This window comes from Sphingomonas sp., assembly GCF_036402235.1.
Taxonomy (GTDB): domain Bacteria; phylum Pseudomonadota; class Alphaproteobacteria; order Sphingomonadales; family Sphingomonadaceae; genus Sphingomonas.
The window spans coordinates 1-26,888 of the sequence record NZ_DASWTG010000019.1 but is presented as its reverse complement, the minus strand read 5'-3'; the positions used below and the strand labels follow the sequence as shown (position 1 = coordinate 26,888).

Below are 26,888 nucleotides of genomic sequence, written 5' to 3'. Positions count from 1 at the left end.
TCCCTCTCCCGGTGGGAGAGGGATTTAGTCCGCCTTCTTCTTGGCCGGTGCCTTCTTCTTCGGCGCTTCCGCAGTCGCGTCGTCGGCCTTGGCCGCGGCCTTCTTGGCCGGCACCTTCTTGGCGGGAGCCTCGGCCTTCTCGGCGGCCGGAGCCTCATCGGCCTTGGCTTCCTTCTTCGGCGCAGCCTTCTTGGCCGGCTTCACGTCCTCGGCGGCAGGCGCTTCGTCCTTCTTGGCCTTGGCCTTCTTCGCCGGCTTGTGGTCGTGGTCATGGTCGTGACCGCAGCCCGGGCCGTGGACGTGGGGGACGGCGCCCTCCTCGCTCTCGATCGCGGCTTCCAGCTCCTCGCGGGTCACTTCGCGCTCGGTGATCTCCGCCTTCTCGAACAAGAAGTCGACGACCTTGTCCTCGTACAGCGGCGCGCGCAGCTGGGCCGCGGCCATCGGCTCCTGCTGGATATACTGGACGAAGCGCTGCTGATCCTCGGGGCGATATTGCTGCGCGGCCTGGGCGATCAGGCGGTTCATCTCCGCCTGGGTCACCTCGACACCGTTGGCCTGGCCGATCTCGGACAGGAGCAGGCCGAGGCGCACGCGGCGCTCGGCGATCGCGCGGTAATCGTCCTTCTCGGCTTCCAGCTCCTTCTTGGCAGCCTCGGGGTCTTCCTCGTGGCTCGCCTCATGCTCGAGCTGCGCCCAGATCTGGTTGAACTCGGCCTCGACCATCGACGGCGGGACCGGGAAGTCATGGCCCGCGGCGAGCTGGTCGAGCAGCTTGCGCTTCATATAGGTGCGGGTGAGGCCGCCAGTCTCGCTCTCGAGCTGGCCCTTGAGGATGGTGCGCAGCTGGTCGAGGCTCTCGAGGCCGAGATTCTTGGCGAAATCCTCGTCGATCCTGGTCTCGCCGGCGGTCTTCACCGCGGTGATCTTGAGATCGAAGGTCGCGGGCTTGCCGGCGAGCGTGTCGACGCCGTAATCCTCGGGGAAGGTCACCTCGATCTGCTTCTCGTCGCCCGCCTTGACGCCGACGAGCTGGTCCTCGAAGCCCGGGATCAGGCGGCCGGTGCCGATCTCGATCGCCATCGCCTCACCGGTGCCGCCCTCGAACGCGACGCCATCGACCTTGCCGACGAAGTCCATCGTGACCTGATCGCCCTGCTTCGCCTTGTAGCTGGGCTTGGCGTCTTCCCACGCCTTCTGCTGGCCGGCGATCTGCGCGAGCTGCGCGTCGATCGCGCTCTCGTCGACGGGGACGAGCAGGCGCTCGAGCTTCAGGCCGTCGATTGACGGAGTGGGAACGTCCGGGAGCACTTCGAGCTCGACCTTGACCTCGGCGTCCTTGCCGGGAGCGAAATCGCCCTCAAGGCTGACCGTGGGCTGCATCGCGGGGCGCAGCTTGTGGTCCGCGAGCAGCTGCTGCACGCCCTGCTGGATCGTGGTGTTGAGCGCATCCTGGGTCAGCGCCTCGCCGTGCATCTTGCGGACGAGGTTGGCGGGAACCTTGCCGGGGCGGAAGCCGGGCATGCGGATCTGGGGGGCGACGCGCTTCACCTCGGCATCGACGCGCGAGTCGATGTCCTTCGCGGTGATCTTCAGGGTGTAGGCGCGTTTCAGGCCCTCGTTCAACGTCTCGACAGTCTGCATTTCTTTCAGGCTTCCTGCTCTGGAAGTGGAATCGGTTCAGCGGCGTCCGCCCGAGCGCCGGGCGGCGGACTGGTGCGGGCGAAGGGACTCGAACCCCCACATCTTGCGATACTGGAACCTAAATCCAGCGCGTCTACCAGTTCCGCCACGCCCGCATTCAGGGACACCGCAGGTCGGCGCGCTCTATAGCAAGGCGGGTGGCGGGGGCAAGCGCGAAGCAACCGGGCGCCGGGACGGCGCGTTGAGACGGCAAAAGGAGACCCAACATGCCCGTCGAGCCGCCCATCCCCGGCCAGCCCGAGCCAGCCAAGCCGAGCGTGCCGCCGCCCGAGGCGCCGCCCGCCCCGCAGCCCGGCCAGCCGACGCCGGGCGGGCCGGAGATCCAGCCCCCGGCGCCCGATATCGACGTACCGGCGCCGCAGCCGGACGGCGATCCGCCTTCGACGCCGGTGCAGCCGGTGGCCTAGCGGCTATTGCGCGGCGGTCAGATCGACGATCCGGTCGCGCTCGTAGCGCATCACGCCCGCCAGCGGCGGCATGCGCCCCACCGACACGCCGTAATAATTGGGCATCTTGCCCACCGGCCAGAATTTGGCCGGCACGACCGTCGCCCCGGCCAGCCGCGGATCGAGCGCCCATGCGGCGGGTGCGGGCTGAAGCAGCTGATAGCCCTCCACCTTCTCGGAATCGAACAGGCGGGTCGCATCGCCCTCCGCCACCTTGACCTCGTTTGGCATCAGCGAGCGGACATAGCCCAGATCGGTGATCTGCCCGGCCTTCACCTCGAACCCGACACTGCCCATGCAGAAGCAGCCGCCCGTCGCGGCGCCGTTGGGCAGGACCGACAGCAAGCCATAGATGCGATACCGTCCGGGCGTGATCTCCTGCAGGTAGGTCGAGGCACCGCCATCGCCCTTGGCGAAGCGGAAGAGCGGGCCGATCGACACGCCCGTCATCAAGCCGAAGGGGGTGAATTCGAAATTGGCCTCTGTCGGCTCGACCGGCTTATCGGGCAGCACAGGCCTCGCCGCGCCCTTGGGCGTCTGGTCGTAAGCAGCCTTGGCCTTGTCGTACGACTTCTTCTTCTTCGCATATTTCTCGCGCGCTTCGGCAAGGGCTTCCGCTTTCAGCGCATCATATTTCACCTGGTCTTCGGGACTCGGGATGCGCATCAGGTGAAGCGGCGTCGCGATGTTGGAGCGGACGAGGATATATGCGCGCGCCGGATCGAGCGCGACGGCCGGCTTGTCCTTCACCGCGCTGCTCTCGACGAAGACCACTTTCTCCTTCTTGGCAAATGCGGGCGAGGCGCAAACCGCGAGCGCAGCGGTGGCGATCAGGAAGCGCTTCACAGCCCCAGCTCCTTTCCTTCAGGCTTCGCGGTCGAGGCGACCAGCGCCTGACGCTTGAGATAATCGAAGCGGCGGGTTTCCGGCATTTCGGACAGGCCCTCCTCGAAGTGGAACTCCTCCCACAGGTCCTTCTTGAGGCCGTAGCGCTGATAGCCCTTGTAATACATGCAGCCGCGCATGTTCACGCGGCGCATCCGGCGCTTCTCGGCCGACCCGAAGATGGCGGCCGCCATGGCATTGCCGATCGCCCCGCCGATCGCGCCGCCCAGCGTGCCGGCATAGGGATAGGGAACTTGCGTATAGGTCACCCCGCTCTGCAACCCGCGCGCATATCCGTCGCACTCGACGATGTCGCGATAGGCATCGGCATAGGACACGCCCGGGCGGACGAAGTAATAATATTTGTCGAAATCCTTCTCTTCCGCCGGCGTCACGGCGAAGGCGAGCTTCGGCATCTCGAGCTTCGCCGCATCCTCGTCGGAGACCTCGACCGGGCCGAAGGGCGAGCCGCTGTCCTCGAGATAGACCGGAGCGGCCGCGGCCTGCTCCTGCGCCGCGGCGATGCCGGGCAATGTCAGCGATGCGACGACCAGCATGGCGCACGCGCTGCGCGCCAGACCAACGGATGGCATGGAAACCCCCTCCCCCAATTCAAAGGCTTCACCGCGATTCGCGGGAAAGCCGCCCCGTCCGCGAGACTATCGCGGGCGCGTGCCTGCGCAAGTGGGGAACGACGGAGCCGCGCGCGCCGCCATTCGTTGACCGGGGGAGGAGAAGCAAGATGACCGACCGCAACCGCGACCCCCATCCCGACAGCCCGCCCGAGGCCGATCACGACCGCCGCAGCGACCTGGAGCAGGCGACCACTGGCACGAACCGTGACATCGAGGATGTCGAAGAGGCTGAGAGCGGCATCAGCGCGCCGGACCCGGCCGAAGGCGCGGACGGCGCCGTCGGCGGCACCGGCGGGGTGACCAAGAACCAGGACGATACGGCGCAATGACGCCCGCGGAGGATGCCATGAGCGGCAAGGAACGCACGCAACCCAACAAGCCGGGTGGCGACATCGACAATCGCGGCGAAGCGCGCGACGCCGGGGATCGTCAGGCCGTGAAGAACCAGGGCGAGGTATCGCCCGACGATTATCCGGACGACGCCGACGGCAAGCCCGACATCCCTCCACCGCCCGATTGAGGTGGTTAATCCTCCCCCCGCTAGGGGGAGGTGGTGCGCAAAGCGCGACGGAGGGGGAGGAAGCACGCCCTTGGCGTTCTGGCATCCGCCCCCTCCGTCAGCTGCGCTGACACCTCCCCCTGGCGGGGGAGGATTTCAGGAAATTTGCTAGCCGTCGAGCGCCTTCTTCAGCAGCTCGTTGACCACGCCCGGGTTGGCCTTGCCTCCCATCGCCTTCATCGTCTGCCCCACGAAGAAGCCGAACAGCTGTTCCTTGCCGCCACGATATTGCTCCAGCTGGCCGGGGTTCTTCGCCAGCACCTCGGCGATCACCGCCTCGATCGCGCCCGTGTCCGACGTCTGCTTGAGGCCGCGCTCCTCGACGATCGCCGCCGGGCTGCCGCCGGTTTCGAGCATGATCTCGAACACTTGCTTGGCGAGCGTGTTGGAGAGCGTGCCCTCGGCGACGAGGCCGAGCAGCTCGGCCGCCTGCTGGGGCGAGACCGGGCTGTGCTCGATGTCCTTGCCAAGGCGGTTGAGCGCGCCGAACAGCTCCGAGGTGACCCAGTTGGCGGCGGCGGGGCCCTTGGCGCCGGCTTCGAGCAGTGCGTCGAAATAGCGCGCGGATTCGACCTCGGCGGTCAGCACGCCGGCATTGTAGGGCGTGATGCCGAGCGCGAGGTAGCGCGCGCGCTTGGCGTCGGGCAGCTCGGGCAGCGAGGCGCGGCATTCGTCGAGGAACGCGTCGTCCAGCTCGAGCGGTAGCAGGTCGGGGTCGGGGAAGTAGCGATAGTCGTGCGCGTCCTCCTTGGAGCGCATCGACCGCGTCTCGCCCTTGTCTGGATCGAACAGGCGAGTCTCCTGGACGATCTTGCCACCGCTCTCGATCACGTCGATCTGGCGCAGCGCCTCGATCTCCACCGTCTGCATGACGAAGCGGACCGAGTTGACGTTCTTGGTCTCGGTGCGCGTGCCGAACGGCTCACCCGGCTTGCGGACCGAGACGTTGACGTCGGCGCGCATCGAGCCCTGGTCCATGTTGCCGTCGCACGAGCCGACATAGCGCAGGATCGACCTGAGCTTCGAGAGGTAAGCCCCTGCTTCGGCGGGCGAACGCATGTCGGGCTTCGACACGATCTCCATCAGCGCGACGCCCGAGCGGTTGAGGTCGACATAGGACAGGCGCGGATGCTGGTCGTGCATCAGCTTGCCGGCATCCTGCTCGACATGGATGCGCTCGACGCCGATCGTCTTGGTGGCGCCTTCGACCTCGATCTCAATCTCGCCCTCGCCCACCAGCGGGTGGTAAAGCTGGCTGATCTGGTAGCCCTGCGGCAGATCGGCGTAGAAATAATTCTTGCGATCGAAGCGCGACCATTTGTTGATCTGCGCGTCGATCGCCATGCCGGTGCGGACGGCCTGGCGGATGCACTCGCGGTTGGGCACCGGGAGCATGCCGGGCATCGCGGCGTCGACCAGCGACACCTGCGTGTTCGGCTCGGCGCCGAACTCGGTCGCGGCGCCCGAGAAGAGCTTGGCGTTGGACGTGACCTGGGCGTGGACCTCGAGGCCGATCACGACCTCCCACTCACCGGTTGCGCCTTTGATGCGGTAGGTTGATTCAGTCATTTGCCTACACCGTCATCCCAGCGAAAGCTGGGATCTTTCTCGATTGTCGTTCCAAGCCGCCCGAGACCCCAGCTTTCGCTGGGGTGACGGAGGAAGTTCACCACCACTGCTCCGGCTTCGCCGTGAATCCCGCCCGCTGCTCGATCGCGAGGCTGGCATCCAGCACGCCCTGCTCGTCGAACGGCTTGCCGATGATCTGGAGGCCGAGCGGGAGCCCGTCCTTGTCGAGTCCGCCGGGGACCGACATCGCCGGGATGCCCGCGAGCGAGGACGGCACGGTGAATACGTCGTTCAGATACATCGCCAGCGGATCGGCCGACTTCTCGCCCAGCGCGAACGCCGCCGAGGGCGCCGTCGGGGTGAGCAGCAGGTCGCAGTCAAGCCAGGCACGCTCGAAATCGCGCGCAATCAGCGTGCGGACCTTCTGCGCCTGAGTGTAATAGGCGTCGTAGAAACCCGCCGAGAGCACATAGGTGCCGATCAGGATACGGCGCTGCACTTCCGGGCCGAATCCCGCGGCGCGGGTCGCGGCGTACATTTCCTGCAGGTTCGCGCCTTCGGGCAGGTCGCGCTGGCCGTAGCGCACGCCGTCATAGCGCGCGAGATTCGACGAGGCCTCTGCGGGCGCGATGATGTAATAGGCCGGGAGCGCGTATTTGGTGTGCGGCAGCGAGACCTCGACGATCTCCGCGCCCGCGTCCTTGAGCCAGTCGATGCCCTGCTGCCACAGCGCCTCGATCTCGGCCGGCATGCCGTCGACGCGATACTCCTTCGGGATGCCGACTTTCTTGCCGCGCAGGTCGGCGGAGAGCGCCGCTTCCCAATCAGGCACGGCCATGTCGAGCGAGGTCGCGTCCTTGGGATCGAAGCCGGCCATCGCCTCGAGCATGATCGCGCAGTCACGCACGTCGCGCGCCATCGGCCCGGCCTGGTCGAGCGACGAAGCGAAGGCGACCACCCCCCAGCGCGAGCAACGGCCATAGGTCGGCTTGATGCCCGAGATGCCCGTAAAGGCCGCGGGCTGGCGGATCGAGCCGCCAGTGTCGGTGCCGGTCGCCGCGGGCACGAGCCGCGCGCTGATCGCCGCCGAGCTGCCGCCCGAAGAGCCGCCCGGCGCGAGCGCGGCGTTGCCGCCGTCCTTGCGCCGCCACGGCGAAATGACGTTGCCGAAATAGCTGGTCTCGTTCGACGAGCCCATCGCGAACTGGTCGAGGTTGAGCTTGCCGAGCATGCCCGCGCCCGCGTCCCACAATTTCTGGGAGACGGTCGATTCATAGACCGGCTTGAACCCCTCCAGCATGTGGCTGGCGGCGGTGGTCTGCACGCCCCTGGTGCAGAACAGATCCTTCATGCCGATCGGCACGCCGGCAAGCGGCTTGAGCGTCTCGCCCGCGGCGCGCGCGGCGTCGGCGGCCTTGGCGGCGGCGATCGCGTGATCGGGCGTTTCAACGATGAAGGCGTTGAGCTGCTTGGCGGCGCTCACCTTGGCGACGAAGGCGTCGGCGACCTCGACCGCGGAGAATTCGCCCGAACGGACGCCGTCGCGCAGCGCGGCGACGCCGAGGGTGGTGACATCGGTCATGCATGTTCTCCTGCGAAAGCAGGAGCCCAGGACCACACGCGGCCCGCCTGCGACTCTGGATCCCGGGTCAAGCCCGGGATGATCGAATGATGCCGTGCCGCCATCATTCGATCACCTTCGGCACGGTGAAGAAGCCATGCTCGGCGAGCGGCGCATTGGCGAGAACCTCGTCGCGGATGCCGCCGTCGGTGACGACGTCGTCGCGCAGGCGCAGCGTGTTGGGGATGACGGCGGTCATCGGCTCGACGGCCGAAGTATCGACCTCGCCCAGCTGCTCGATCCAGCCGAGGATGTTGTTGAGCTCGGGCACGAGGCGCTCGGCAGCGGCATCGTCGATCGCGATGCGCGCGAGGCTCGCGACCTTCTTCACGGTTGCGGTATCTACGGACATGAGGGCGCGCCTAGCAGCGACGCCCCCATTCCATCAAGCGCGGTTATTCGAAGGGGTCGCCGACCGGCTCACCGCCGACAAAGACCTGACGGCGCTCGACCTTGCGGATCTCGACCGCGCCGGCCTTGAGACCCGCGACGGCACGGGCTTGGGCGCCGGCACCCGGGGGAGGCGCCTTCACCATATTCGAGTTGATCCATTTGTTTTCGGAGCGAATAAAACGTTGCGGCTCGTTCGCGGCACAATAGATGCCCTTCCGCGCACCAATGGTGTTTGGCGCGTCGGCGGGAAGCGCGAAGCAAGAATCGACGAGCAGCACCGCACTTTGATTCGAGTCCAGAAATGTGAGCGTGCATTGCTCGCGTTGGCATTCCCACCGCTCCGCGATCGCCGCACGCAGATCGGGGGGAAGCGAGGTTCCAACGGGCAGGATGCGCAGCGTCTTGTCGAGCGCTTCCGCGTTGATCGCCTGCATGCCGTCGGACGCCGCCCATCGATCCTTGGCGGAGAAAGCCTCGGCCGCCCTGGTGCGAATTGCCGAGATGGCCGACTTCTTGAGCCGTTCGAGTGCGCGGCGGCCCGGCTCGCCGAAGTCGAAGGCCAGGGCGCGCCAGTCAAACTTCTCTGGGCTGACCCTGCCCGATTCGAGCCGCGCGACCTGATCACGGGTCGAGATCGCATTGAAGCTGACGATCGGGGTCGCCAGCACCAGCGCGACGCCGCAGGTGAGAATGGCGAGGTTGAGGTTGACCGCGCGCACCCGCTCCGCCCAGCGCCCGCGGCCACGGATGACGCTGACGAGATAGGCCACCGCCACGACGCTGGCGAGGATCACGAAGGTGAGTGCCCACAGGCGCTCGGGCGTGTAGCCATATTGGCCGATCCGCAGCCCCGTCGCGATCTGGGCGATGACCGCGAGCGGGAAGATGACCAGCGACAGAATCAGCGCTGCCCAGCGCAGCACACGGGCGCGCGGGGCGTCGTCGGCGCCATTGCCCAGCACGGCGTTGACCAGCAGCAGTGCGCCGACGACGCAGCCGAGCAGGATCGGCGTAGTCGATTTGGTCGCGTCCCAAAGCGGCTGAAGCCCGGTGAAGGGCAGGAACAGAAGGAACAGGCCGAGACCGATCGCCAGCACCGGCGCGAGCACGCCCAGCACCAACATCGCGACATTCTGAAGCAGCGACACGATCCGGCTATGCTCGCGGAGCAGAGCCAGGCCGAGGCCGAAGGCGAGGCCAATCAGCGGCCGCCAGAACCATTCCTTCTGGAGGATATCGCTCAGGAACTCGATTCCGATGAGCTGGAACAACGCCGCGAGCAGAAACGACAGCAGCATCGTCACGCCGACGAACGCCCAGCTGAGGCACCAGAGGATCGCGTTGGTCCAGGCATGATCATAGGCGGCGGGATAGGAGATCGGCCGGAAGCCCGATTCGCGGCCCGCCTGGAACAACGGCGCGGCGATGCCGATGGCGAGCGCGAGGCTGAACATGCGCCACCCCTCGGTACTGCTCCAGCCGGATGTCGCGCCGTTGAAATAGAGGATCAGCGCCGCGACCACGCCGCATCCGAGCGCGAAGATCGCCGAGCGGCGCAGGTCTTCACGGATGACGACGAAGCCGAACACCAGCGCCGAGACGCTGACGAAGCTCAGCAGCGCAAGGCGGATCGCGCTGATCTGGGGCTGATAGTCCGAACCGATGATCCAGTGCGCGATCAGTCCGGTGGCAAGGCCCAGCCCCGCCAGCAGAAACGGCAGCAGCGGCCAGCGGTCGTCCTGATCCTCGATACGAATCGCCATGCTCGTGCCCTCCCCCGTCCGGTCATCCAAGGTTGCATCCTTCGCAACCATCGCGCAACGGAACGCGATTGCCCGGCAGCAAGATATGCTGCATTGCACAATAGGAGCCGGAGTGGCGCGCAAGTTCCTCTATATCGTGGCGGTGTTGATCGTGCTCGCGCTTGCAGCAACCTTTGCCTATCGAATCTGGGGTGCCGAGCTGCTGCGGCAGGCGATGGTGCCAGGCGGACGGTTCGAGTCGCACGCGGCGCTGCCCTCGGACAGCTACAAGCGCGCGGAGATGTGGCTCGCGCGGCCCGACAAGCCGGGCAATCCGGCATTGTGGGCACCCACGGGCTATGAAGCGGCGAAGGCGCCGGAAGCCGCGGTGTTCTTCATCCATCCGACCTCCTACCTCAACCGCGCGCACTGGAATGCCCCGCTGGAGGACAAGGAGGCGAACGATCGCGCGGCGCTGTTCCTGCGTGGGCAGGCGAGCGCGTTCAACGGGGCGGGCGCAGTGTGGGCGCCGCGTTATCGCCAGGCGACCTTCGGCGCGTTCCTGACCAGCAAGGCTGATGCGCAGCAGGCGCTCGACCTCGCCTATCGCGACGTGTCTGCGGCGTTCGACCAGTTCCTCGCCGAGGCGGGCGACCGGCCGATCATCCTTGCGGGGCACAGCCAGGGTGCGCTTCACCTGACCCGGCTGCTGCACGACCGCATCGCGGGCAAGCCGCTCGCTAAACGGGTGGTCGCGGCCTATGTCGTCGGCTGGCCCGTGTCGAAGACCGCGGATCTGCCGAAGCTGGGCCTCGCGGAATGCACCGCCGCCGACCAGACCGGCTGCATCCTCTCGTGGCAGAGCTTCGCCGAGCCGGCCGATCCCTCGCTGCTGCTCGATACCTTCGATGCATCGAACGGGTTCACCGGCGCGGCGCGCGCGGGAACGCCGATGATCTGCACCAATCCGATCACCGGCACGCCGGGAACGGCGGCCGAAGCGACGGCCAATCTCGGCACGCTCGTCCCCTCCGCCGATTTCTCCAGCGCCGTGCTCCACAAGAACGCGGTGGCGGCGCGGTGCGAGGGGCGTGGCGTGCTGATGATCGGCAGCCCGCCCGAAGGGATCGGCGGGCAGTATGTGCTGCCCGGCAACAACTATCACGTATTCGACTATTCGCTGTTCTGGGCGAATGTCCGCGCCGATGCCGAGCGGCGGCTGAAGGCGTTCAAGGCGGCCCGTCCGGGCTAAGCTTGTCGAAGCGCTGCACATTGTTACGTCGGCCGCCGACAGAAGAACCAGCCCTTCGACAGCTCAGGGCGAACGGAGAGTAGGATGATCACCACCGATCGCAATGCGTTCCGCGAGGCGCTGCCGCAAGGCGGGCGGCTGCTGGGGCTGGACGTCGGAACCAAGACGATCGGCACGGCTTTGTGCGACGCGGGCTGGTCGTTCGCCAGCCCCGCGCTGCTGATCAAGCGAACCAAGTTCACCGCGGACAAGGCGGCGCTGGCAGCGCTGATCGGGGAGCAGCAGGTGAAGGGGCTGGTCATCGGCCTGCCTCTCAACCTCGACGGGACCGACAGCCCGCGTACGCAGTCGACCCGCGCCTTTGCCCGCAATGTCGAGGACATGGGGCTGCCGGTGCTGCTGTGGGACGAGCGCTGGTCGACCGCGGCGGTCGAGCGACAGATGATCGCCGAGGACCTCTCCCGCGCCAAGCGCGCCGAGCGGGTCGACAAGCTCGCCGCCAGCTACATCCTGCAAGGGGCGATCGACGCGCTGGCCACCGGTTGAAGCGGTTTCCCGCGAGACGATGTTGCACTGACACCCCGGAGCGGGCAGCGTCGCGCAACTTCAAGACTCGGGGGTTCCATGCGCCAGTTGCTTCTCGCCGCCACCTTCCTCGCTCTGCCTGCGCTCGCGCAGGACAAGCCCGCCAAGGAAGCGCCTCTCTCCGCCAAGGCCGAAGCCGAGGCCGCGCAGGTGCGCGCGCCGGTCGAGGAGCAGAGCGCGGTGAGCAAGGGCAGCGTCACCGTGGCCGGGCAGCGCATCGCCTATACCGCCACCGCGGGCACGCTGACGATCCGCGACGACGAGGCGAAGCCCTCCGCCAGCTATTTCTACACGGCCTATACGAAGGACGGCGGCGGCGCGGACCGCCCCGTGACCTTCTTCTACAATGGCGGGCCGGGATCGCCGACGATCTGGCTGCACATGGGCAGCTTCGCGCCGGTGCGCGTTACCACCGCCAATCCCGAATATATCCGCCCCGCCCCCTACGGCTTCGGCCCCAACCCTTATTCGCTGATCGACAAGAGCGACCTGGTCTTCATCGACATGATCGGCGCGGGCTGGTCGCGGCCGCTGGGCGAGAAGGCCGGCAAGGACTTCTGGGGCGTCGACCAGGATGCCGAAGGATTTGCGCGGGCGATCACACGCTATATCGCCAAGAATAACCGCTGGCGCAGCCCGAAGGTGCTGTTCGGGGAGAGCTACGGCACGCTGCGCAACCCGGTGGTCGCGGCGAAGCTGGAGCAGGCGGGGATCAGCCTCAACGGCATGGTCCAGTTCTCGACGATCATGAACTATGGCGTGCGCCAGTCGGGCTACGACCAGAATTACCTGACGCTGTTCCCGACGATGGCGGCGACGGCCTGGTATCATAACCGGCTGCCCAACCGCCCCGCCGACCTGCGCGCCTTCCTCGACGAGGTGCGCGGCTTCACCACAGGCGCGCTCGCCACGGCGCTCGCCAAGGGATCGAACATCCCGGCGGAGGAGAAGGCGGCGGTGGCGAAGCAGATGGCTGCCTATATCGGCCTCAGCGAAGCCTTCATCCTGCGCGCGGACCTGCGCATCGACCTGTCGCACTTCCAGACCGAGCTGCTGCGCGACCGGCGGCTCGCCATCGGCCGGCTCGATTCGCGCTACACGCTCAACATGACCGATGCGAACGCCGACAGCCCGGGGGACGACCCGTCATCGACCGCGATCTCGGGCGCGTTCGTGGCGACGTTCCAGGATTATGCGACGCGGGTGCTCGGCTACAAGACCGAGCTGCCCTACCGCATGACCGCGCGGGGGCCGGGCTTCAACTGGGACTGGAGCCACCGCCCGCCTAATGCGACGCAGCCGCAGACCACGCCCAATTCGGGGCTGGACCTTGCCTGGACGATGCGCACCAACCCCTATCTCAAGGTGATGTTCGTGAACGGCTATTACGATTTCGCCACCGCATTCTTCGGTGCGGAGTTCGACGCTTCACACATGCTGTTGGATGAGGCGCTGCAGCGGAACATCGACTTCACCTATTATGAGGCCGGGCACATGGTGTATTTGAACCCTGACGAGCTGGCGAAGATGCACGCCGACCTCGGCCGCTGGTATGACAAGGTGCTGGCCGCCCCCACCCGCCCCGCGCCCCGACCGGCTACCCAGCCGGGCGGGTAATTGCCTGCGGGAGCGCTTGCGCCCCCGTCTTTCCGGCGCTAACCGCAGGCTTTAATGCAGCCGCCGATCGATCATCGCCCCGGCGCCCAGATTCAGGGGCGCGCCGTGTTTCCGCACGCGCACCTGACGGGTATTTCGGGGCTTCAGCCGCACGAGATATTGTTCCTCCTCGACGAGGCGGAACAATGGATCGAAGCCAATCGCAGCCGCGCCAAGAGCGACCACCGGCTCGACGGCCTCACCCAGATCAACGCCTTTTTCGAGAATTCGACCCGCACGCTGCTGTCGTTCGAGATCGCGGGGAAGCGGCTGGGCGCTGACGTGGTCAACATGCACGCCGCACAATCGAGCGTGAAGAAGGGCGAGACGCTGATCGACACGGCGATGACGCTCAACGCAATGCGCGCCGACGTGATCGTGATCCGGCATATGAGCTCGGGCGCGGTGCAACTGATCGCCGACAAGGTCGATTGCCCGGTGCTCAACGCCGGTGACGGCAGTCATGAACATCCGACGCAGGCGCTGCTCGACGCGCTGACGATCCGGCGGCGGCGCGGGAGCATCGCCCACCAGCGCGTGGTGATCTGTGGCGATATCCTGCACAGCCGCGTCGCGCGATCGAACATCCTGGCGCTCACCGCGCTGGCGGCGGAGGTCCGCGTTGTCGCGCCCTCGACGCTGATGCCCGCCGCGATCGAGAAGATGGGCGTCACCTCTTACACCGATTTCGATGCGGCGCTCGAGGGCGCGGACGTGGTGATGATGCTGCGCCTGCAGAACGAGCGGATGTCGGGGGCGTACATTCCTTCGACGCGCGAATATCATCTCAACTACGGCCTCACCGAAGAGCGGCTGAAGCGGGCCAAGCCCGATGCGCTGGTGATGCACCCCGGCCCGATGAACCGCGGGGTCGAGATCGATTCCTCCGTCGCCGACATGCCGGGACGCTCGGCGATCACCGAGCAGGTCGAGATGGGCGTCGCGGTGCGCATGGCCTGCCTCGACGTGCTGACCCGGCGCGCGCGCGGCGTGGAGGGCTGGGCATGAACCTGATCTTCAAGAACGCCCGGCTGGTCTGCCCTGAGGGCGGCGAATATGCGGGCGAGCTTTACGTCGCCAATCACGAAATTGCCGCCAAGGCGCCCGACGACGCGCAGGTGATCGATTGTGGCGACAAGCTGCTCGCCCCTGCCCTGATCGACCTCGGCGCCTTCGCCATGGACAAGGCGGCGTGCCGTGCGGGCGGGATCGCGCGCATCGGGCTGATGCCCGATCAGTCGCCGGTGCTCGACGGCCCCGGCATCGTCCAGCGCGCCGCCGACATGGGCAAGCCCGAGCTGTGGGTCCATCCGATCGCCGCGGCGACGCGCGGGCTGGAGGGCACCGACCTCGCCGAGTTCGCGATCAACGCCGACGCCGGTGCGCGCGCCGTCTCCACCGGCCGCCGCTGGATCGCGGATTCGGGTGTGATGCGCCGCGTGCTCGCCTATGCGCGCGACTGCGGACTGACCGTGATCGCGCATGCCGAGGATGCCGGGCTTGCCGGGCAGGCCGTCGCGACCGAGGGCGAGACCGCAACCCGACTCGGCCTTCCTTCAGCACCGGCAATCGCCGAAGCGCTGGCGATCGCGCGCGACCTGATGCTGGTCGAGCAGACCGGCGCGGCGATCCATTTCCGCCAGGTGACCACCGCGGCGGGATTCGATCTGATCCGCCGCGCCAAGGATCGCGCGCTGCCCGTCACCTGCGGCATCACGCCGGCACACCTGCTGCTGTCGGACATCAACGTCACCGATTTCCGCACCTTCGCCCGCCTCTCCCCGCCGCTGCGCGACGAGAGCGACCGACTGGCGGCGCTGGCGGCGCTGGCGGACGGGACGATCGACATCCTCTGCTCGAGCCACGATCCGCGCGGGCCGGAGGAGAAGCGCCTGCCCTTCGCTGACGCGACCCCCGGCATGGCGGGCGCGGAGACGCTGCTGACGCTGGGCCTGGGCTTGGTCCGCGACGACCGCATTTCGCTCGATCGCCTGTTCGCACTGGTTGCGAGCAACCCTGCGAAACTGCTTGGGATCGAAGCCGGAGCGCTCGCCCCCGGCATGCCGGCGGATCTCGTGCTGATCGACCCCGAGGCTCCCTGGCAGATCGATTCCGACCGCGTGGCCGGTAAAGCGGGCAACACCCCTTTCGACGGCCTGCCCGTCCAGGGCAAGGCGGTACGGCTGTTCAAGGGCGGCACCGAGATCGGCTGAAACGGAAAAGGCCGGGCGTGAACCCGGCCTTCCCCCTTTTTTCTTGATGCGTGCTTAGCGCGAAGCAACCTGCGTGCGAGCTGGCTTGACCCAACTCGCCGTCCTGTCGCCCGCACCCGAGCGGACGAAGCAATTGCCCCCGCCCGCGCGCACCTTGCGGCACAGCGTATCGGCACCGGCGCGGTCGAATCCGCCCACCGCGAGCCGCTGGAAGCTGCCTGCACCGGTGGTGACGCTGGCGCTGGACGGTGTCAGCCCCTTAAGGGCAGGCGTGCGGCGGACCGCACGGCCCCACGCATCCTGCGCGACGCCCGCATTGTCATAGGCGCCAAGCTGGACGAACCAGCTGCCCTTGCCGGGCTTGAACGCGTCAGCGGGCGCCTTGACCGCGATCTCCAGCGGCTTGCGCGCGCCGGTTTCGACCCGGGCCATGGCAGGCTTTACTGCTGCCGCGACCGGGATCGCCTGGACGATTTCCTGCCGCGGCGCGAACACGATCTGCTGGCCGCTGGGCGCGGTGATCGCCGGGGCAACTTCCACGCCCTTCATCGCGGTATCGACGGCGGTGGCTGCCGGCGCGGCGACCGCGGCCGCAGTGGCAACGCCGGTGTCGGGCATGTAGGCGTCGACCGGCTCGGCGACCTGCTGGGCCGCGACCGCGGTGGTCATCGAGCGGGCCAGCGCGAGCTGCTCGGGCTGGCCGCGATCGGCAGCCGGCGTGACGCCGAGCAGCGAGGCGACCTGATCATAGGCGTTCTGCGGGCGCGAGAAGCTGACCCACTGCAGCATGCGCGCATCGAGCTGGCTGGGCGAGACATCGACCCCGGCGACCGCGCGCGCCTGCTGCCACTGGCCGGCAAGGGCGAGGCTGAGCGCGAGGTTCTGGCGGGTCTTGGCATTGGCGTCGGGCTGCCGCGCGGCCGCGGACAGGACCTGAACCGCCGTGGCAGGGTCACCCGCCAGCGCGAGCGCGAGACCGCGATCGCTGGCGGGAATGCTGCCGGCATGGGTTTCGAGCGTCTGGCGCGCGGTGCTCCACTCGCCCACCGCGATCTGCGCGAGCGCGAGATTGAGCGCGGTGCGGCCATTGGCGGGATCGAGCGAGAGCGCCTCGCCCAGCGCCTGCGAGGCCGAAACGAAGCGACCGGCAAAGAGATAGGCTTCACCCAGAAGCTGGCGATACTCGCCGTTCCTGGGATCGAACGCGACGGCCGCTTCGGCATGCGTCACGGCCTTTTGCGCATTGTCGGCCTTGAGCGCCCTACGCGCCGCCCTGGCCTGCTTCGCGGCTTCCTTCGCATCCTGCGCGACGGCATCGCTGGCGACGGCAAGACCGCCGATCAGCGACGGCCCGCCGACGACCGGTGCACCAAGCACCAGGGCCGAGACCCCGATGGTGATAAAACGACGTGCGTTCATGGCTCCAATCCCCAGGTCAGCGAGCCTTGCCCGCGGGGAGCCGGTCAGCCAGCGCCCCCACTTCGGGCAATGTGTCGAGAAACGCGTCGAGCGCTTCGGTGACGAGCTGCTGGGCCGAACGGCCCGACAGCGCCGAGGCAAGACGCAGCTTGAGATGGCGATCGGTGTCGAGCCGCAGCGTGAACGCGGCCTTGCCCTTCTTCGAGGCGACCTCACGCCCGATGCGGGCGGCGGTGGCGGTCGAGACGGGCCGCGGCGCGGGCGCGGCCTCGACGACCGGCACGGGCTGCGCGATCGGTTGCGGTTGCACGGCGACCGGCTGCGGCTCGGGCTGAGCCTGCGACACGGGCGCGAACTCCTCGGCGAGCGCGTTGCGCTGGGCGAGAACCGGCGGCATCTCGTGGCTCACGGGCGCGGACTCGAAGCCCATGTCGTTCCAGCCCAGATCGTCGAGCGAAGTGCCCGGATTGAGGCCGACAAAGCCCTGCGGGCGCATCGCGGGGCGGGCCTGCCCCTTGCGGGCCAGCAGGCCCGAGGAGAGCGAGGCGGTGGGTTTGGCCGAACCGAACATCAGCTCACCACCCGGCGGCCGAAGCCACCCTGCGGACGCCCGGCGAACGCGACATGCGTCGCGGCGGGCGCGGTGAACACGGTACGGCGGAAATTCTTCTCGAGCCGGTCGCCGATATACGACCAGAGCGCGGTGACCTCGAGCGCCGACTTGCCGTTCGGATCGATCTCCATCACCGTCCGGCCATCGATCATCGACGAGGCGAAGTCGGTGCGCTGGTGGAGCGTGACCGGTGCGACGGTGCCGTGCTGCGACAGCGCGACCGCGGCCTCGCTGGTGATCTTGGCCTTGGGCGTGGCGGCGTTGACCACGAAGATCAGCGGCTTGCCCGCGCGATCGCACAGATCGACCGTGGCGCCGACCGCGCGCAGATCGTGCGGCGACGGGCGGGTGGGAATGACGATCAGCTCGGCGACCTGGATGACGCTCTGGATCGCCATGGTGATGGCGGGGGGCGTGTCGATCACCGCCAGCCGGAAGCCCTGCTGGCGCAGCACTTCGAGGTCGGCGGCGAGCCGGGCGACGGTGGTCTGCGCGAAGGCGGGGAAATCCGTCTCGCGCTCGTTCCACCAGTCCGACAGCGAGCCCTGGGGATCGATGTCGATCAGCACGACCGGGCCGTGGCCCGCGCGCTGCGCCTGCACCGCAAGGTGCCCGCTGAGCGTGGTCTTACCCGATCCGCCCTTTTGTGATGCCATCGCGAGTACGCGCATCTACCCCTCTGAAAATCCCGGTTGCCCGACACTGGGATGCCAGTGGGAAACTAAGAAGCGGTTAATGGCGCGGCAGCGACGCGCCGCTCGTTTCGGGGCCGGTTTAACGCTTGCTCAAGCATTGCTTGGCCACAGCATGGTTAACTGGCATTATTCACGCGATGCCGATGCGAGCGGGGACTGGCGGTATGCGTACGATTTCCTTGGCGATTTCCTTGACGACCCTGCTGGCGGCGGCGCTGCCGGCCGCGCCTGCCCTGGCCGATGTGAAGGCCGGTGTCGATGCCTGGCAGCGCGGCGACTACAAGAAGGCGCTCGCCGAATGGCGCGGCCCGGCGGCGGCGGGCGATCCCGACGCGCAGTTCAACATGGGCCAGGCGTACAAGCTGGGCCGCGGCGTGCCCGTCGATCTGGCGATGGCGGAGGAATGGTATCGCAAGGCCGCGCTGCAAGGGCACCCGCAGGCCGAAGAAAGCTATGGCCTGACCCTGTTCGAGAACAACAAGCGCGCGCAGGCCGCCGAATGGCTGAACAAGGCCGCGGGCCGGGGCGAGCAGCGCGCGCAATATGTGCTGGGCACGATGTACTTCAACGGCGACGGCGTGGAGCGCGACTGGATCCGCGGCTATGCGCTGACGGTGCGCGCCGCGGCGCAGGGGATGCGGCAAGCCTCGACCGCGCAGGCGCAGATGGATCGCCACATCCCGCTGGCGGACCGGCAGAAGGCACTCGAACTCGCCCGGCAATATGAGCGCGACGCCGGACGGCCGCAGGTCGCGGCGGTCGTGCAATCCCCCGCCAGCACGCCCGCCTCGCGGGTCGAAACCCCTGCTCCGCGCCCATCCCAAACCGCGCAGACCCGCCCCGCGCCGCCGATCGTCAAGCCCGCGCCGCGCCAGAGCGCACCCGCGGCCCAGCCGCCCAAGCCTGCGCCGGTGCGCGACGGCGGCTGGAAGCTTCAGCTCGGCGCGTTCGGCGATCCGGGCAACGCCCGCCGCCTCGGCGCGCAGATGGGCGGGCGATTTCCGGGGCGGCAGGTCTCGTATGTGAAGGCCGGCAAGCTCACCCGGGTGCTGGTCGGCCCGTTCGCTTCCAGCGGCGAGGCGAGCGGCGCCTGCCGCGGGGTCAGCCCCTGCGTGCCGGTACGGAACTAGGCGATCAGTTCACCCACTCGGTGCGCGGGATGCCCTGCGCGTAGAGCAATGCCGTCAGGTCGTTATGGTCGATCCGCGCGCCCGCGGCTGCGGCGACGATCGGCTTGGCGTGATAGGCGACGCCGAGGCCTGCCTTCCTGATCATCGCAAGGTCGTTGGCGCCGTCGCCCACCGCCATCGTCGCGCCGGCGTTGAGGCCCAGCTCAGCCATCGCATTGAGCAGGGTCGTCTCCTTGGTCGATGAATCGACGATCGGTTTGGTCACCGCGCCCGTCAGCGCCGAGGCTTCGACCAGCAACTCGTTGGCGATCACGCGGTCGAAGCCGATCTGCTCGCCCACCGGCTGCGCGAAACGGGTGAAGCCGCCGGAGACGAGAATTGCGGTTGCGCCATTGGCCTTCATCGTCTGCACCAGCGCGCGCGCGCCGGGCATCAGTTGCACCCGCTCGGCCAGGCAGCGGTCGATCGCATCGGCACCGAGTCCCTTGAGCAATGCCACCCGGGCGTCGAGCGCGGCGGCGAAGTCCAGCTCACCGCGCATGGCCGCTTCGGTGACTTCGGCGATCTGCGGCTTGATCCCGGCATAGTCGGCGAGCTCGTCGATGCACTCGACGGTGATCATGGTGGAGTCCATGTCGGCGACCAGCAGGCGCTTGCGGCGGTTGGCCGCTGGCTGGACGACCACGTCCACGCGATCGAACCCGCCCTCCAGCACGGCGCGGGCCTGATCCGGATGCTCGGCGAAGGCGATGTCTGCCGCCCTGCCCGTCTCAAGCTCGGCGATGGTGCCCGGAAGGCAGCCGACATCGTGCAGCTTGTCCTGCGCGGAGGAAATATCGCCCGCGGAAAGCGTATCCGCTGCTATCAGGGTTGCGATGTATGCCATGGCTCTCTCTTGGACCGGTCGGGGCAAGCGCCCCTTTCCCGTTCGTGCTGAGCTTGTCGAAGCACTGTTCTTTCTTCACGGCAAAGAAAAGGACAGCCCTTCGACAAGCTCAGGGCGAACGGAGGGTTGGTGTTGAGCGCGATGCGCCCGCGGGTCGCGCTCATTGCAGGCCCGACCGCCAGCGGCAAGTCCGCGTTGGCGATCGCGCTCGCGCGGCGAACCGGCGGGACGGTGATCAATGCGGATTCGGCGCAGGTCTATGCCGAGCTGAGGGTACTCAGCGCACGGCCCTCGCCCGAGGAGGAAGCCCAGGCAGCCCACCGACTGTTCGGCCATGTCACCGGGACCGAGGATTACTCCGCCGCGCGTTGGGCAGAGGAAGCGAAGGCGGAGATCGCAGCGGCGCACCTGCGCGGCAGCCTGCCCATCCTCGCGGGCGGGACGGGCATGTATATCCGAACCCTGCTCGACGGGATCGCACCGGTGCCCGAAATCGATCCGGCGGTCCGTGTCGAAGTGCGCGCTATGCCGGTGGCGGAGGCGCACCGCCTTCTCGAACAGGCCGATCCCGAAGCCGCCGGCCGTCTCAACCCGCACGACACGACACGGGTCGCCCGCGCGCTGGAAGTGGTGCGCTCGACCGGCCGTACGCTTGCCGCGTGGCAGGCCGAGCGTGTTGGCGGGATCGGCAACTCGATCGATCTCGCCCCGCTGATCCTGCTCCCGGACCGCGCCTGGCTCGCGGAGCGCTGCGACCGCCGCCTGAACGCGATGTTCGGCGACGGCGCGATCGACGAGGTCCACGCCTTGCTGCAACGCAGCGACATCCCGGCAAACGCGCCGGTCCGGCGCGCGATCGGCGTAACACAAATCGCAGCATTTCTAGAGGGCTCACTCACCCGCGACGAAGCGTTGGAGCGCGCGCTGGCGGCGACGCGGCAATATGCCAAGCGTCAGTATACTTGGCTGCGGCACCAGCCCCCGGCCGACTGGCCGCGTGCGATTTCGACAGATATTTCCAAACAGATCGCCAATTTTGCACGATTCTTATAATCTTTACGCTTGACACGTAGTTTTCATACGCATAGCAGCGCCCTTCCCCAACTGCTACTGCAGCGCGGAAAAACCAGAGGAGACGTACAGTGACCGAGAAAAGCGGAGCAGACATCCTGATCGAGGCGTTCAACGACCTCGGTGTGGAAGTCATCTTCGGCTATCCCGGAGGCGCCGTACTTCCCATTTACGATGCGATCTTCCAGCAGAAGAAGATTCGCCACATCCTGGTCCGCCACGAGCAGGCGGCGACCCATGCGGCGGAGGGCTATGCCCGCGCCACGGGGAAGCCGGGCGTGGTGCTCGTCACCTCCGGCCCGGGCGCGACCAATGCCGTCACCGGCATCACCGATGCGCTGATGGATTCGATCCCGATGGTCGTCATCACCGGCCAGGTGCCCTCGCACCTGATCGGATCGGACGCGTTCCAGGAGGCAGACACGGTCGGCATCACGCGCCACTGCACCAAGCATAATTATCTGGTGAAGGATCCGGCGCATCTGGGCAGCATCGTCCATGAGGCGTTCCATATCGCCACATCGGGCCGCCCCGGCCCAGTCGTGATCGACATCCCCAAGGACGTCCAGATCGCCACCGCGCGCTATCAGAAGCCCGGCCCGATCCAGCACAAGACCTACCGTCCCCAGGTCAAGGCGGACAAGGCGCTGATCGAGTCCGCGGTCGAGATGCTGGCGGCGGCGGAGCGGCCGGTGTTCTATACCGGCGGCGGGGTCATCAACTCGGGTCCGCAGGCGTCGCAGCTGCTGCGCGAACTCGCGCGGATCACGGGCGCGCCGGTCACCTCGACCCTGATGGGCCTTGGCGCCTTCCCGGCCTCGTCCGACCAGTGGCTGGGCATGCTCGGCATGCACGGCACCTACGAAGCCAATTATGCGATGAACCAGGCCGACCTGATCGTTGCGATCGGCGCGCGGTTCGACGATCGCGTGACCGGCCGGCTCGACGCCTTCGCGCCGCATGCGCGCAAGATCCATATCGATATCGACCGCTCGTCGATGAACAAGACGGTGCGCGTCGATCTGCCGATCGTCGCCGATGTCGGCCATGCGCTGGAGGACATGATCCGCATCTGGAAGGCGCGGCAGCATCCCAAGCCTGATCTGTCGGAGTGGTGGAGCCGCATCGAGGGCTGGCGCGCGGTGCGCTGCCTCGATTTCCCCGAGGACAGCAACGAGATCATGCCGCAGCGCGCGATCCGTGCCCTGTGGGAAGCGACCAAGGATCAGGCGCCTATCATCACCACCGAGGTCGGCCAGCACCAGATGTGGGCGGCGCAGCATTTCGACTTTGAAAGCCCCAACAAGTGGCTGACGAGCGGCGGGCTGGGCACGATGGGCTATGGCCTGCCCGCGGCGATCGGCGCGCAACTCGGCAATCCGGGCGCGCTGGTGATCGACATTGCCGGCGAGGCAAGTATCCAGATGAATATCCAGGAGCTGGCGACCGCGACCCAGTACCGCCTGCCGGTCAAGATCTTCATCCTCAACAACGAATATATGGGGATGGTCCGCCAGTGGCAGGAACTGACCTATTCCAGCCGCTATTCCGAGAGTTACAGCGACGCCTTGCCGGACTTTGTGAAGCTCGGCGAAGCCTATGGCTGGAAGGGCATCCGCATCGAGGGCAAGGATCAGCTCGACGACGGCATCGCCGCGATGCTGGCCCATGACGGGCCGGTGATCGTCGATTGCCGCGTGGCGAAGCTCGCCAACTGCTTCCCGATGATCCCATCGGGCGCCGCCCATACCGACATGCTGCTCCAGGCCGCCGAAGTCTCCGGCGAAATGGACGACGAAGCCAAGGCGCTGGTGTGATGGGCGCCTCTTCGTCGCCCCAGCGGAAGCCGGGGCCTGGTGCGGCAAGCGCACGCTCTAAATCGGGGAGACCCCAGCTTTCGCTGGGGTGACGGACAAGATGCACATCAAGGAAGAGAAAGCCGAACGGCATACGCTTGCCGTGATCGTCGACAACGAGCCGGGCATTCTCGCCCGGATCGCGGGCCTGTTCACCGCGCGCGGATACAATATCGAGAGCCTGACCGTGTCCGAGATCACATCGGACAAGGCGGTGAGCCGGATCACTATCGTCACCTCGGCCAGCCCCGCGACGCTCGAACAGATCGTCGCGCAGCTCGACCGGCTGGTGCCGGTGCACAAGGTGCACGACCTGACCGCCGAGGGCGAGCATGTCGAGCGAGAGCTGGCGCTGGTCAAGGTCGCCGGCACCGGCGATCACCGGATCGAGGCGCTGCGCCTCGCCGATGTGTATCGCGCCCGGGTGGTGGATGCGACCACGTCGAGCTTCGTGTTCGAGGTGACCGGCTCGACCGAGAAGATCGACAAGTTCATCGAGCTGATGGGCGAGGTCGGCCTGATCGAGGTCGCCCGGACCGGGATCGTCGCGATCTCGCGGGGCAAAGAGGCGGCCTGAGAATTTCACCGTCGCCCCAGCGAAAGCTGGGGCCTCATGCGGCAAGCGTGCGCTTGCAGCGAGAGATCCCAGCTTTCGCTGGGATGACGAGCTACTACGAAAGGGAATGAAGAAAATGCGTGTCTATTACGATCGTGATGCCGACCTGAACCTGATCACCGGCAAGAAGATCGCCATCGTCGGCTATGGTTCGCAGGGCCATGCCCATGCGCAGAACCTGCGCGACAGCGGCGTCAAGGAAGTCGCGATCGCGCTGCGCGCCGGTTCGGCCACGGCCAAGAAAGCCGAAGGCGCCGGCTTCAAGGTGATGTCGACCACCGAAGCCGCGCAATGGGCCGATATCCTGATGATCCTCGCCCCCGACGAGCATCAGGCCGCGATCTGGGAGAACGACATCAAGGGCCATATGAAGCCCGGCGCGGCGCTCGCCTTCGCCCACGGCCTCAACATCCATTTCGGCCTAATCGAGGCGCCCGCCGACATCGACGTGATCATGATCGCGCCGAAGGGCCCGGGCCACACGGTGCGCAGCGAATATGTCCGCGGCGGCGGCGTCCCTTGCCTGATCGCGATCCATCAGGACGCATCGGGCAATGCGCATGACGTGGCGCTGGCCTATGCCTCGGGCGTGGGCGGCGGCCGTTCGGGCATCATCGAGACCAACTTCCGCGAGGAGTGCGAGACCGACCTGTTCGGCGAGCAGGCCGTGCTGTGCGGCGGCGCCACCGCGCTGGTCCAGGCCGGGTTCGAGACGCTGGTCGAGGCCGGCTATGCCCCCGAAATGGCCTATTTCGAGTGCCTGCACGAGCTCAAGCTGATCGTCGACCTGATGTATGAGGGCGGCATCGCCAACATGCGCTACTCGATCTCGAACACCGCCGAATATGGCGACATCAAGACCGGCCCGCGCATCATCACCGAAGAGACCAAGAAGGAAATGAAGCGCGTCCTCGCCGACATCCAGTCGGGCCGCTTCGTCAAGGACTTCGTGCTCGACAACCGCGCCGGCCAGCCCGAGCTCAAGGCTTCGCGCATCGCCGCCAAGCGCCACCAGATCGAAACGGTCGGCAGCGAACTGCGCGCGATGATGCCCTGGATCGGCGCGAACAAGCTGGTGGACAAGGAAAAGAACTAAGCCGGTCTGGACGCAAATCCTCCCCCGCCAGGGGGAGGTGTCAGCTGGAAGCTGACGGAGGGGGCAGATGCCAGAACACTGGCGACGTGCTTCCTCCCCCTCCGTCGCGCTGCGCGCGCCACCTCCCCCTGGCGGGGGAGGATTGAGGCTAGAAAGATCGGAGAGGATGCTGGGGCGGGGTTGGATTCCCCGCCCCAGCCACATAGACCGGAACACATGCTCCGCGCCGCCATGCCCCTCGCTCTCGCACTGGCGTTTTTTGCGAGCGGGTGCGACCGGCGGCCCGACGACGTCGCAGTGGTGGCGAGCGCGATCGGTGGCGACACCAAGCTCGCCGATCCCGCCCGCAGCGAGCTGGGCTTCGCTACCCGGCTCATGCTCGATTCCACCGCGCAAGGCCTGGTCCGGTTCGACGCGAGCGGAGGGATCGAGCCGGGGCTGGCCGAACGCTGGATCGTCATCGACGGCGGCCGCAGCTACATCTTTCGCCTGCGCTCGGCCGAGTGGCCGGATGGCAAGCAGGTCACGGCGGCGGATGTCGTCAGCAGCCTCAAGCGTGCGATCGACACGCGCAGCCGCATCGCCATTGCCCCCTTCGTCGCGGTGATCGACGAGGTCGTCGAGATGACACCCCAGATCGTGGAGGTGCGGCTGAAACGGCCCCGCCCCGATCTGCTCAAGCTGTTCGCCCAGCCCGAGCTTGCGATCCTGCGCCGCCCGGCGCTCGCCGGAACCGGGCCGTTCCGTGTCGAATCCGGCACGGGGCCGGTGCTGCTCCGCCCGGGCTTCGATCCGTCGCGGGCGCGCGAGGAGGCGGAGGAACCCGATCCGGCTGACAATGTCCGGCTGCGCAGCGAGCGTGCGGCGAAGGCGATCGTGCGCTTCGCCGCGCGCGAATCCGATCTGGTGCTCGGCGGCAGCTATCGCGACTGGCCGCTGCTCGCCCATGCCGAGATCGCCCCGGCGAACATCCGGATCGATCCCGCTGCCGGCCTGTTTGGTCTCGCGATCGTGTCGCGCGACGGATTCCTGGCCAAGGCCGAGAATCGCGCTGCGATCGCGATGGCGATCGACCGCGCGGCGCTGACCGCCCTGTTCCGCCCCGAATGGCAGCCGGTCGAGACGCTGCTTCCCGCCAGGCTCGATTCGGCGGGTGATCCGGCGATCCCTGAATGGGCCGCGCTGCCGCTCGACGCGCGCAAGACGACCGCACGCAACCGCGTCGCCGCGTGGCGCGCACTAAATCCCGAGGGTTCGCTCGCGATCCGCGTGGCCCTGCCGCACAATCCCGGCGCGACGCTGTTGTGGAGCCGGATCGCGCGCGATCTGATCGATATGGGGCTGCGTCCCGCACAGGTCGATGAGGACGCCGACGCCGATCTGCGGCTGATCGATGCGGTGGCGCCCTATGACAGCGGCCGCTGGTATCTGGTCACGGCGTGCCGCCTGTGCCCCGCACCGCTCAAGGAGGCGATCGAGGCGGCGCGCGATGCGCCGACCCTGACCGACCGCAGCCAGCGCATCGCCGACGCCGACATGGCGCTGACCACGGACGCCGCCTATATTCCGATCGCACAGCCGCTGCGCTGGTCGCTGGTCGCGCTGCGCCTGCGCGCCTTCCAGCCCAACGCCCGCGCCTGGCACCCGCTGACGCATCTACGCGAGACGGGGCAGTGAAGGACGAGCCGATGACCGAAGCGACGCGCATGGACCAGGGACCGGAAAGGGTGTCGTACACCGGCAGCGATCCGGTCTCAGTACGCTACCGGATCGAGATGATGGAGAAGCTGCTCGAGCGCACACTGACCATTCCGGGCACGCGCCAGACGGTCGGGTTCGACGCGTTGCTCGGCCTGATCCCGGTGGCGGGCGACGTCGTGGCGGCGGCGATGGGTGCCTATATGATCTGGGAAGCGCGCAACCTGAACATGCCGAGGAGCGCGATGGTGCGGATGGCGGGCAATGTCGGCTTCGACTGGCTGATCGGCCTGATCCCCGGCGTGGGCGACGCGGCGGACTTCTTCTTCCGCTCGAACACCCGCAACCTCAGGATCATCAAGAAGCATCTCGACCGGCACCACCCGGGCACCGCGACCATCGACAGCTAGAGTCTGTCCTGATTATGCTGAATCGATTGGGGATTCCCAAGAGGGTGTGATTGTGATTCAAGCTGCTGGCTGGCAGGAGGCCAGCAGGGATGGCACGAGCCTATTCTGACGATTTGCGAGAGCGTGTTGCGGCAGCGG

At 67.4% G+C, this 26,888-nt stretch carries 26 protein-coding genes and 1 tRNA gene; 15 read left to right on the top strand and 12 right to left on the bottom strand.

Annotation, left to right across the window (positions count from 1 at the left end; translation table 11 throughout):
* Positions 1-24 precede the first annotated feature (24 nt).
* Together tig and VGD28_RS03205 are read right to left on the bottom strand one after the other, a co-directional pair.
* Entirely contained in the window at positions 25-1,644 is a 1,620-nt protein-coding gene (tig, locus tag VGD28_RS03210; protein WP_331026887.1) for a trigger factor, read from the bottom strand.
* A gap of 70 nt (positions 1,645-1,714) precedes the next feature.
* A tRNA-Leu gene (locus VGD28_RS03205) sits at positions 1,715-1,799 on the bottom strand.
* A 111-nt stretch (positions 1,800-1,910) separates the two neighbouring features.
* On the opposite strand from VGD28_RS03205, the gene VGD28_RS03200 reads away from it, so the two are divergent.
* Positions 1,911-2,111 (top strand): hypothetical protein, encoded by a 201-nt coding sequence (locus tag VGD28_RS03200; RefSeq protein ID WP_331026886.1) that lies wholly within the window; start codon positions 1,911-1,913, stop codon positions 2,109-2,111.
* A 3-nt stretch (positions 2,112-2,114) separates the two neighbouring features.
* On the opposite strand, the gene VGD28_RS03195 is transcribed toward VGD28_RS03200, so the two are convergent.
* Both VGD28_RS03195 and VGD28_RS03190 read right to left on the bottom strand, forming a co-directional pair.
* Positions 2,115-2,996, bottom strand: a complete 882-nt coding sequence (locus VGD28_RS03195; RefSeq protein ID WP_331026885.1) for a hypothetical protein — start codon at positions 2,994-2,996, stop codon at positions 2,115-2,117.
* Positions 2,993-3,628 carry a hypothetical protein gene (locus VGD28_RS03190; RefSeq protein WP_331026884.1) on the bottom strand — a complete coding sequence of 212 codons (636 nt, stop codon included), beginning with the start codon at positions 3,626-3,628 and terminating at the stop codon, positions 2,993-2,995. Before VGD28_RS03190 ends, VGD28_RS03195 begins: the two co-directional genes overlap by 4 nt.
* Before the next feature lie 149 nt (positions 3,629-3,777).
* On the opposite strand from VGD28_RS03190, the gene VGD28_RS03185 reads away from it, so the two are divergent.
* The gene (locus tag VGD28_RS03185) at positions 3,778-3,999 is read left to right on the top strand and encodes a hypothetical protein (protein ID WP_331026883.1); all 222 of its coding nucleotides are present in this window, start codon (positions 3,778-3,780) and stop codon (positions 3,997-3,999) included.
* Between the two features lie 17 nt (positions 4,000-4,016).
* The gene (locus VGD28_RS03180) at positions 4,017-4,190 is read left to right on the top strand and encodes a hypothetical protein (RefSeq protein WP_331026882.1); all 174 of its coding nucleotides are present in this window, start codon (positions 4,017-4,019) and stop codon (positions 4,188-4,190) included.
* 147 nt (positions 4,191-4,337) lie between these two features.
* Here the strand turns inward: VGD28_RS03180 and gatB are convergent, their stop codons facing one another.
* From gatB to VGD28_RS03160, 4 genes are all read right to left on the bottom strand, one after another.
* Positions 4,338-5,798 carry an Asp-tRNA(Asn)/Glu-tRNA(Gln) amidotransferase subunit GatB gene (gene gatB, locus VGD28_RS03175; protein WP_331026881.1) on the bottom strand — a complete coding sequence of 487 codons (1,461 nt, stop codon included), beginning with the start codon at positions 5,796-5,798 and terminating at the stop codon, positions 4,338-4,340.
* Positions 5,799-5,895: 97 nt separating this feature from the next.
* Complete coding sequence (gene gatA / locus VGD28_RS03170; RefSeq protein ID WP_331026880.1) at positions 5,896-7,380, bottom strand: Asp-tRNA(Asn)/Glu-tRNA(Gln) amidotransferase subunit GatA; 1,485 nt, start codon at positions 7,378-7,380, stop codon at positions 5,896-5,898.
* 103 nt (positions 7,381-7,483) lie between these two features.
* On the bottom strand, positions 7,484-7,771 hold the full coding sequence (gene gatC / locus VGD28_RS03165) for an Asp-tRNA(Asn)/Glu-tRNA(Gln) amidotransferase subunit GatC (RefSeq protein ID WP_075151954.1): 288 nt from the start codon (positions 7,769-7,771) through the stop codon (positions 7,484-7,486).
* Positions 7,772-7,814: 43 nt separating this feature from the next.
* Entirely contained in the window at positions 7,815-9,575 is a 1,761-nt protein-coding gene (locus tag VGD28_RS03160) for a DUF4153 domain-containing protein (RefSeq protein ID WP_331026879.1), read from the bottom strand.
* A gap of 112 nt (positions 9,576-9,687) precedes the next feature.
* Between VGD28_RS03160 and VGD28_RS03155 the strand changes: the two genes are divergently transcribed.
* The 5 genes from VGD28_RS03155 to VGD28_RS03135 all read left to right on the top strand — a co-directional run bounded on the left by VGD28_RS03155 (position 9,688) and on the right by VGD28_RS03135 (position 15,260).
* Complete coding sequence (locus tag VGD28_RS03155; RefSeq protein WP_331026878.1) at positions 9,688-10,806, top strand: DUF3089 domain-containing protein; 1,119 nt, start codon at positions 9,688-9,690, stop codon at positions 10,804-10,806.
* Between the two features lie 84 nt (positions 10,807-10,890).
* Entirely contained in the window at positions 10,891-11,352 is a 462-nt protein-coding gene (ruvX, locus tag VGD28_RS03150) for a Holliday junction resolvase RuvX (protein WP_331026877.1), read from the top strand.
* Between the two features lie 78 nt (positions 11,353-11,430).
* The gene (locus VGD28_RS03145) at positions 11,431-13,008 is read left to right on the top strand and encodes a S10 family peptidase (RefSeq protein ID WP_331026876.1); all 1,578 of its coding nucleotides are present in this window, start codon (positions 11,431-11,433) and stop codon (positions 13,006-13,008) included.
* Between the two features lie 54 nt (positions 13,009-13,062).
* The gene (locus tag VGD28_RS03140; RefSeq protein WP_331026875.1) at positions 13,063-14,055 is read left to right on the top strand and encodes an aspartate carbamoyltransferase catalytic subunit; all 993 of its coding nucleotides are present in this window, start codon (positions 13,063-13,065) and stop codon (positions 14,053-14,055) included.
* Positions 14,052-15,260, top strand: coding sequence for a dihydroorotase (locus tag VGD28_RS03135; RefSeq protein WP_331026874.1), 1,209 nt, complete (start codon positions 14,052-14,054; stop codon positions 15,258-15,260). The genes VGD28_RS03140 and VGD28_RS03135 overlap by 4 nt, the downstream gene beginning before the upstream one ends.
* 54 nt (positions 15,261-15,314) lie before the next feature.
* On the opposite strand, the gene VGD28_RS03130 is transcribed toward VGD28_RS03135, so the two are convergent.
* The 3 genes from VGD28_RS03130 to VGD28_RS03120 are packed head-to-tail and all read right to left on the bottom strand — an operon-like array spanning position 15,315 to position 17,963.
* On the bottom strand, positions 15,315-16,679 hold the full coding sequence (locus VGD28_RS03130) for an SPOR domain-containing protein (RefSeq protein ID WP_331026873.1): 1,365 nt from the start codon (positions 16,677-16,679) through the stop codon (positions 15,315-15,317).
* Positions 16,680-16,695: 16 nt separating this feature from the next.
* Positions 16,696-17,250 carry a hypothetical protein gene (locus VGD28_RS03125; protein ID WP_331026872.1) on the bottom strand — a complete coding sequence of 185 codons (555 nt, stop codon included), beginning with the start codon at positions 17,248-17,250 and terminating at the stop codon, positions 16,696-16,698.
* On the bottom strand, positions 17,250-17,963 hold the full coding sequence (locus VGD28_RS03120) for a ParA family protein (protein ID WP_331026871.1): 714 nt from the start codon (positions 17,961-17,963) through the stop codon (positions 17,250-17,252). Before VGD28_RS03120 ends, VGD28_RS03125 begins: the two co-directional genes overlap by 1 nt.
* A 215-nt stretch (positions 17,964-18,178) precedes the next feature.
* On the opposite strand from VGD28_RS03120, the gene VGD28_RS03115 reads away from it, so the two are divergent.
* On the top strand, positions 18,179-19,117 hold the full coding sequence (locus VGD28_RS03115; protein WP_331026870.1) for an SPOR domain-containing protein: 939 nt from the start codon (positions 18,179-18,181) through the stop codon (positions 19,115-19,117).
* Between the two features lie 4 nt (positions 19,118-19,121).
* On the opposite strand, the gene serB is transcribed toward VGD28_RS03115, so the two are convergent.
* Positions 19,122-20,003: a phosphoserine phosphatase SerB gene (serB, locus tag VGD28_RS03110; protein ID WP_331026869.1), complete on the bottom strand. Its 882-nt coding sequence runs from the start codon at positions 20,001-20,003 to the stop codon at positions 19,122-19,124.
* A gap of 141 nt (positions 20,004-20,144) precedes the next feature.
* Here serB and miaA point away from each other — a divergent pair, with 141 nt between their 5' ends.
* The 6 genes from miaA (at position 20,145) to VGD28_RS03080 (ending at position 26,750) form a co-directional block, all read left to right on the top strand.
* The gene (gene miaA, locus VGD28_RS03105) at positions 20,145-21,056 is read left to right on the top strand and encodes a tRNA (adenosine(37)-N6)-dimethylallyltransferase MiaA (protein ID WP_331027048.1); all 912 of its coding nucleotides are present in this window, start codon (positions 20,145-20,147) and stop codon (positions 21,054-21,056) included.
* A gap of 89 nt (positions 21,057-21,145) precedes the next feature.
* Entirely contained in the window at positions 21,146-22,891 is a 1,746-nt protein-coding gene (locus tag VGD28_RS03100) for an acetolactate synthase 3 large subunit (RefSeq protein ID WP_331026868.1), read from the top strand.
* Positions 22,892-22,991: 100 nt separating this feature from the next.
* Complete coding sequence (ilvN, locus tag VGD28_RS03095; RefSeq protein ID WP_331027047.1) at positions 22,992-23,507, top strand: acetolactate synthase small subunit; 516 nt, start codon at positions 22,992-22,994, stop codon at positions 23,505-23,507.
* Between the two features lie 115 nt (positions 23,508-23,622).
* Entirely contained in the window at positions 23,623-24,642 is a 1,020-nt protein-coding gene (gene ilvC / locus VGD28_RS03090) for a ketol-acid reductoisomerase (RefSeq protein WP_331027046.1), read from the top strand.
* Positions 24,643-24,858: 216 nt separating this feature from the next.
* Positions 24,859-26,319: an ABC transporter substrate-binding protein gene (locus VGD28_RS03085; RefSeq protein WP_331026867.1), complete on the top strand. Its 1,461-nt coding sequence runs from the start codon at positions 24,859-24,861 to the stop codon at positions 26,317-26,319.
* 11 nt (positions 26,320-26,330) lie between these two features.
* Positions 26,331-26,750: a DUF4112 domain-containing protein gene (locus tag VGD28_RS03080; RefSeq protein WP_331026866.1), complete on the top strand. Its 420-nt coding sequence runs from the start codon at positions 26,331-26,333 to the stop codon at positions 26,748-26,750.
* Positions 26,751-26,888: the final 138 nt, after the last annotated feature.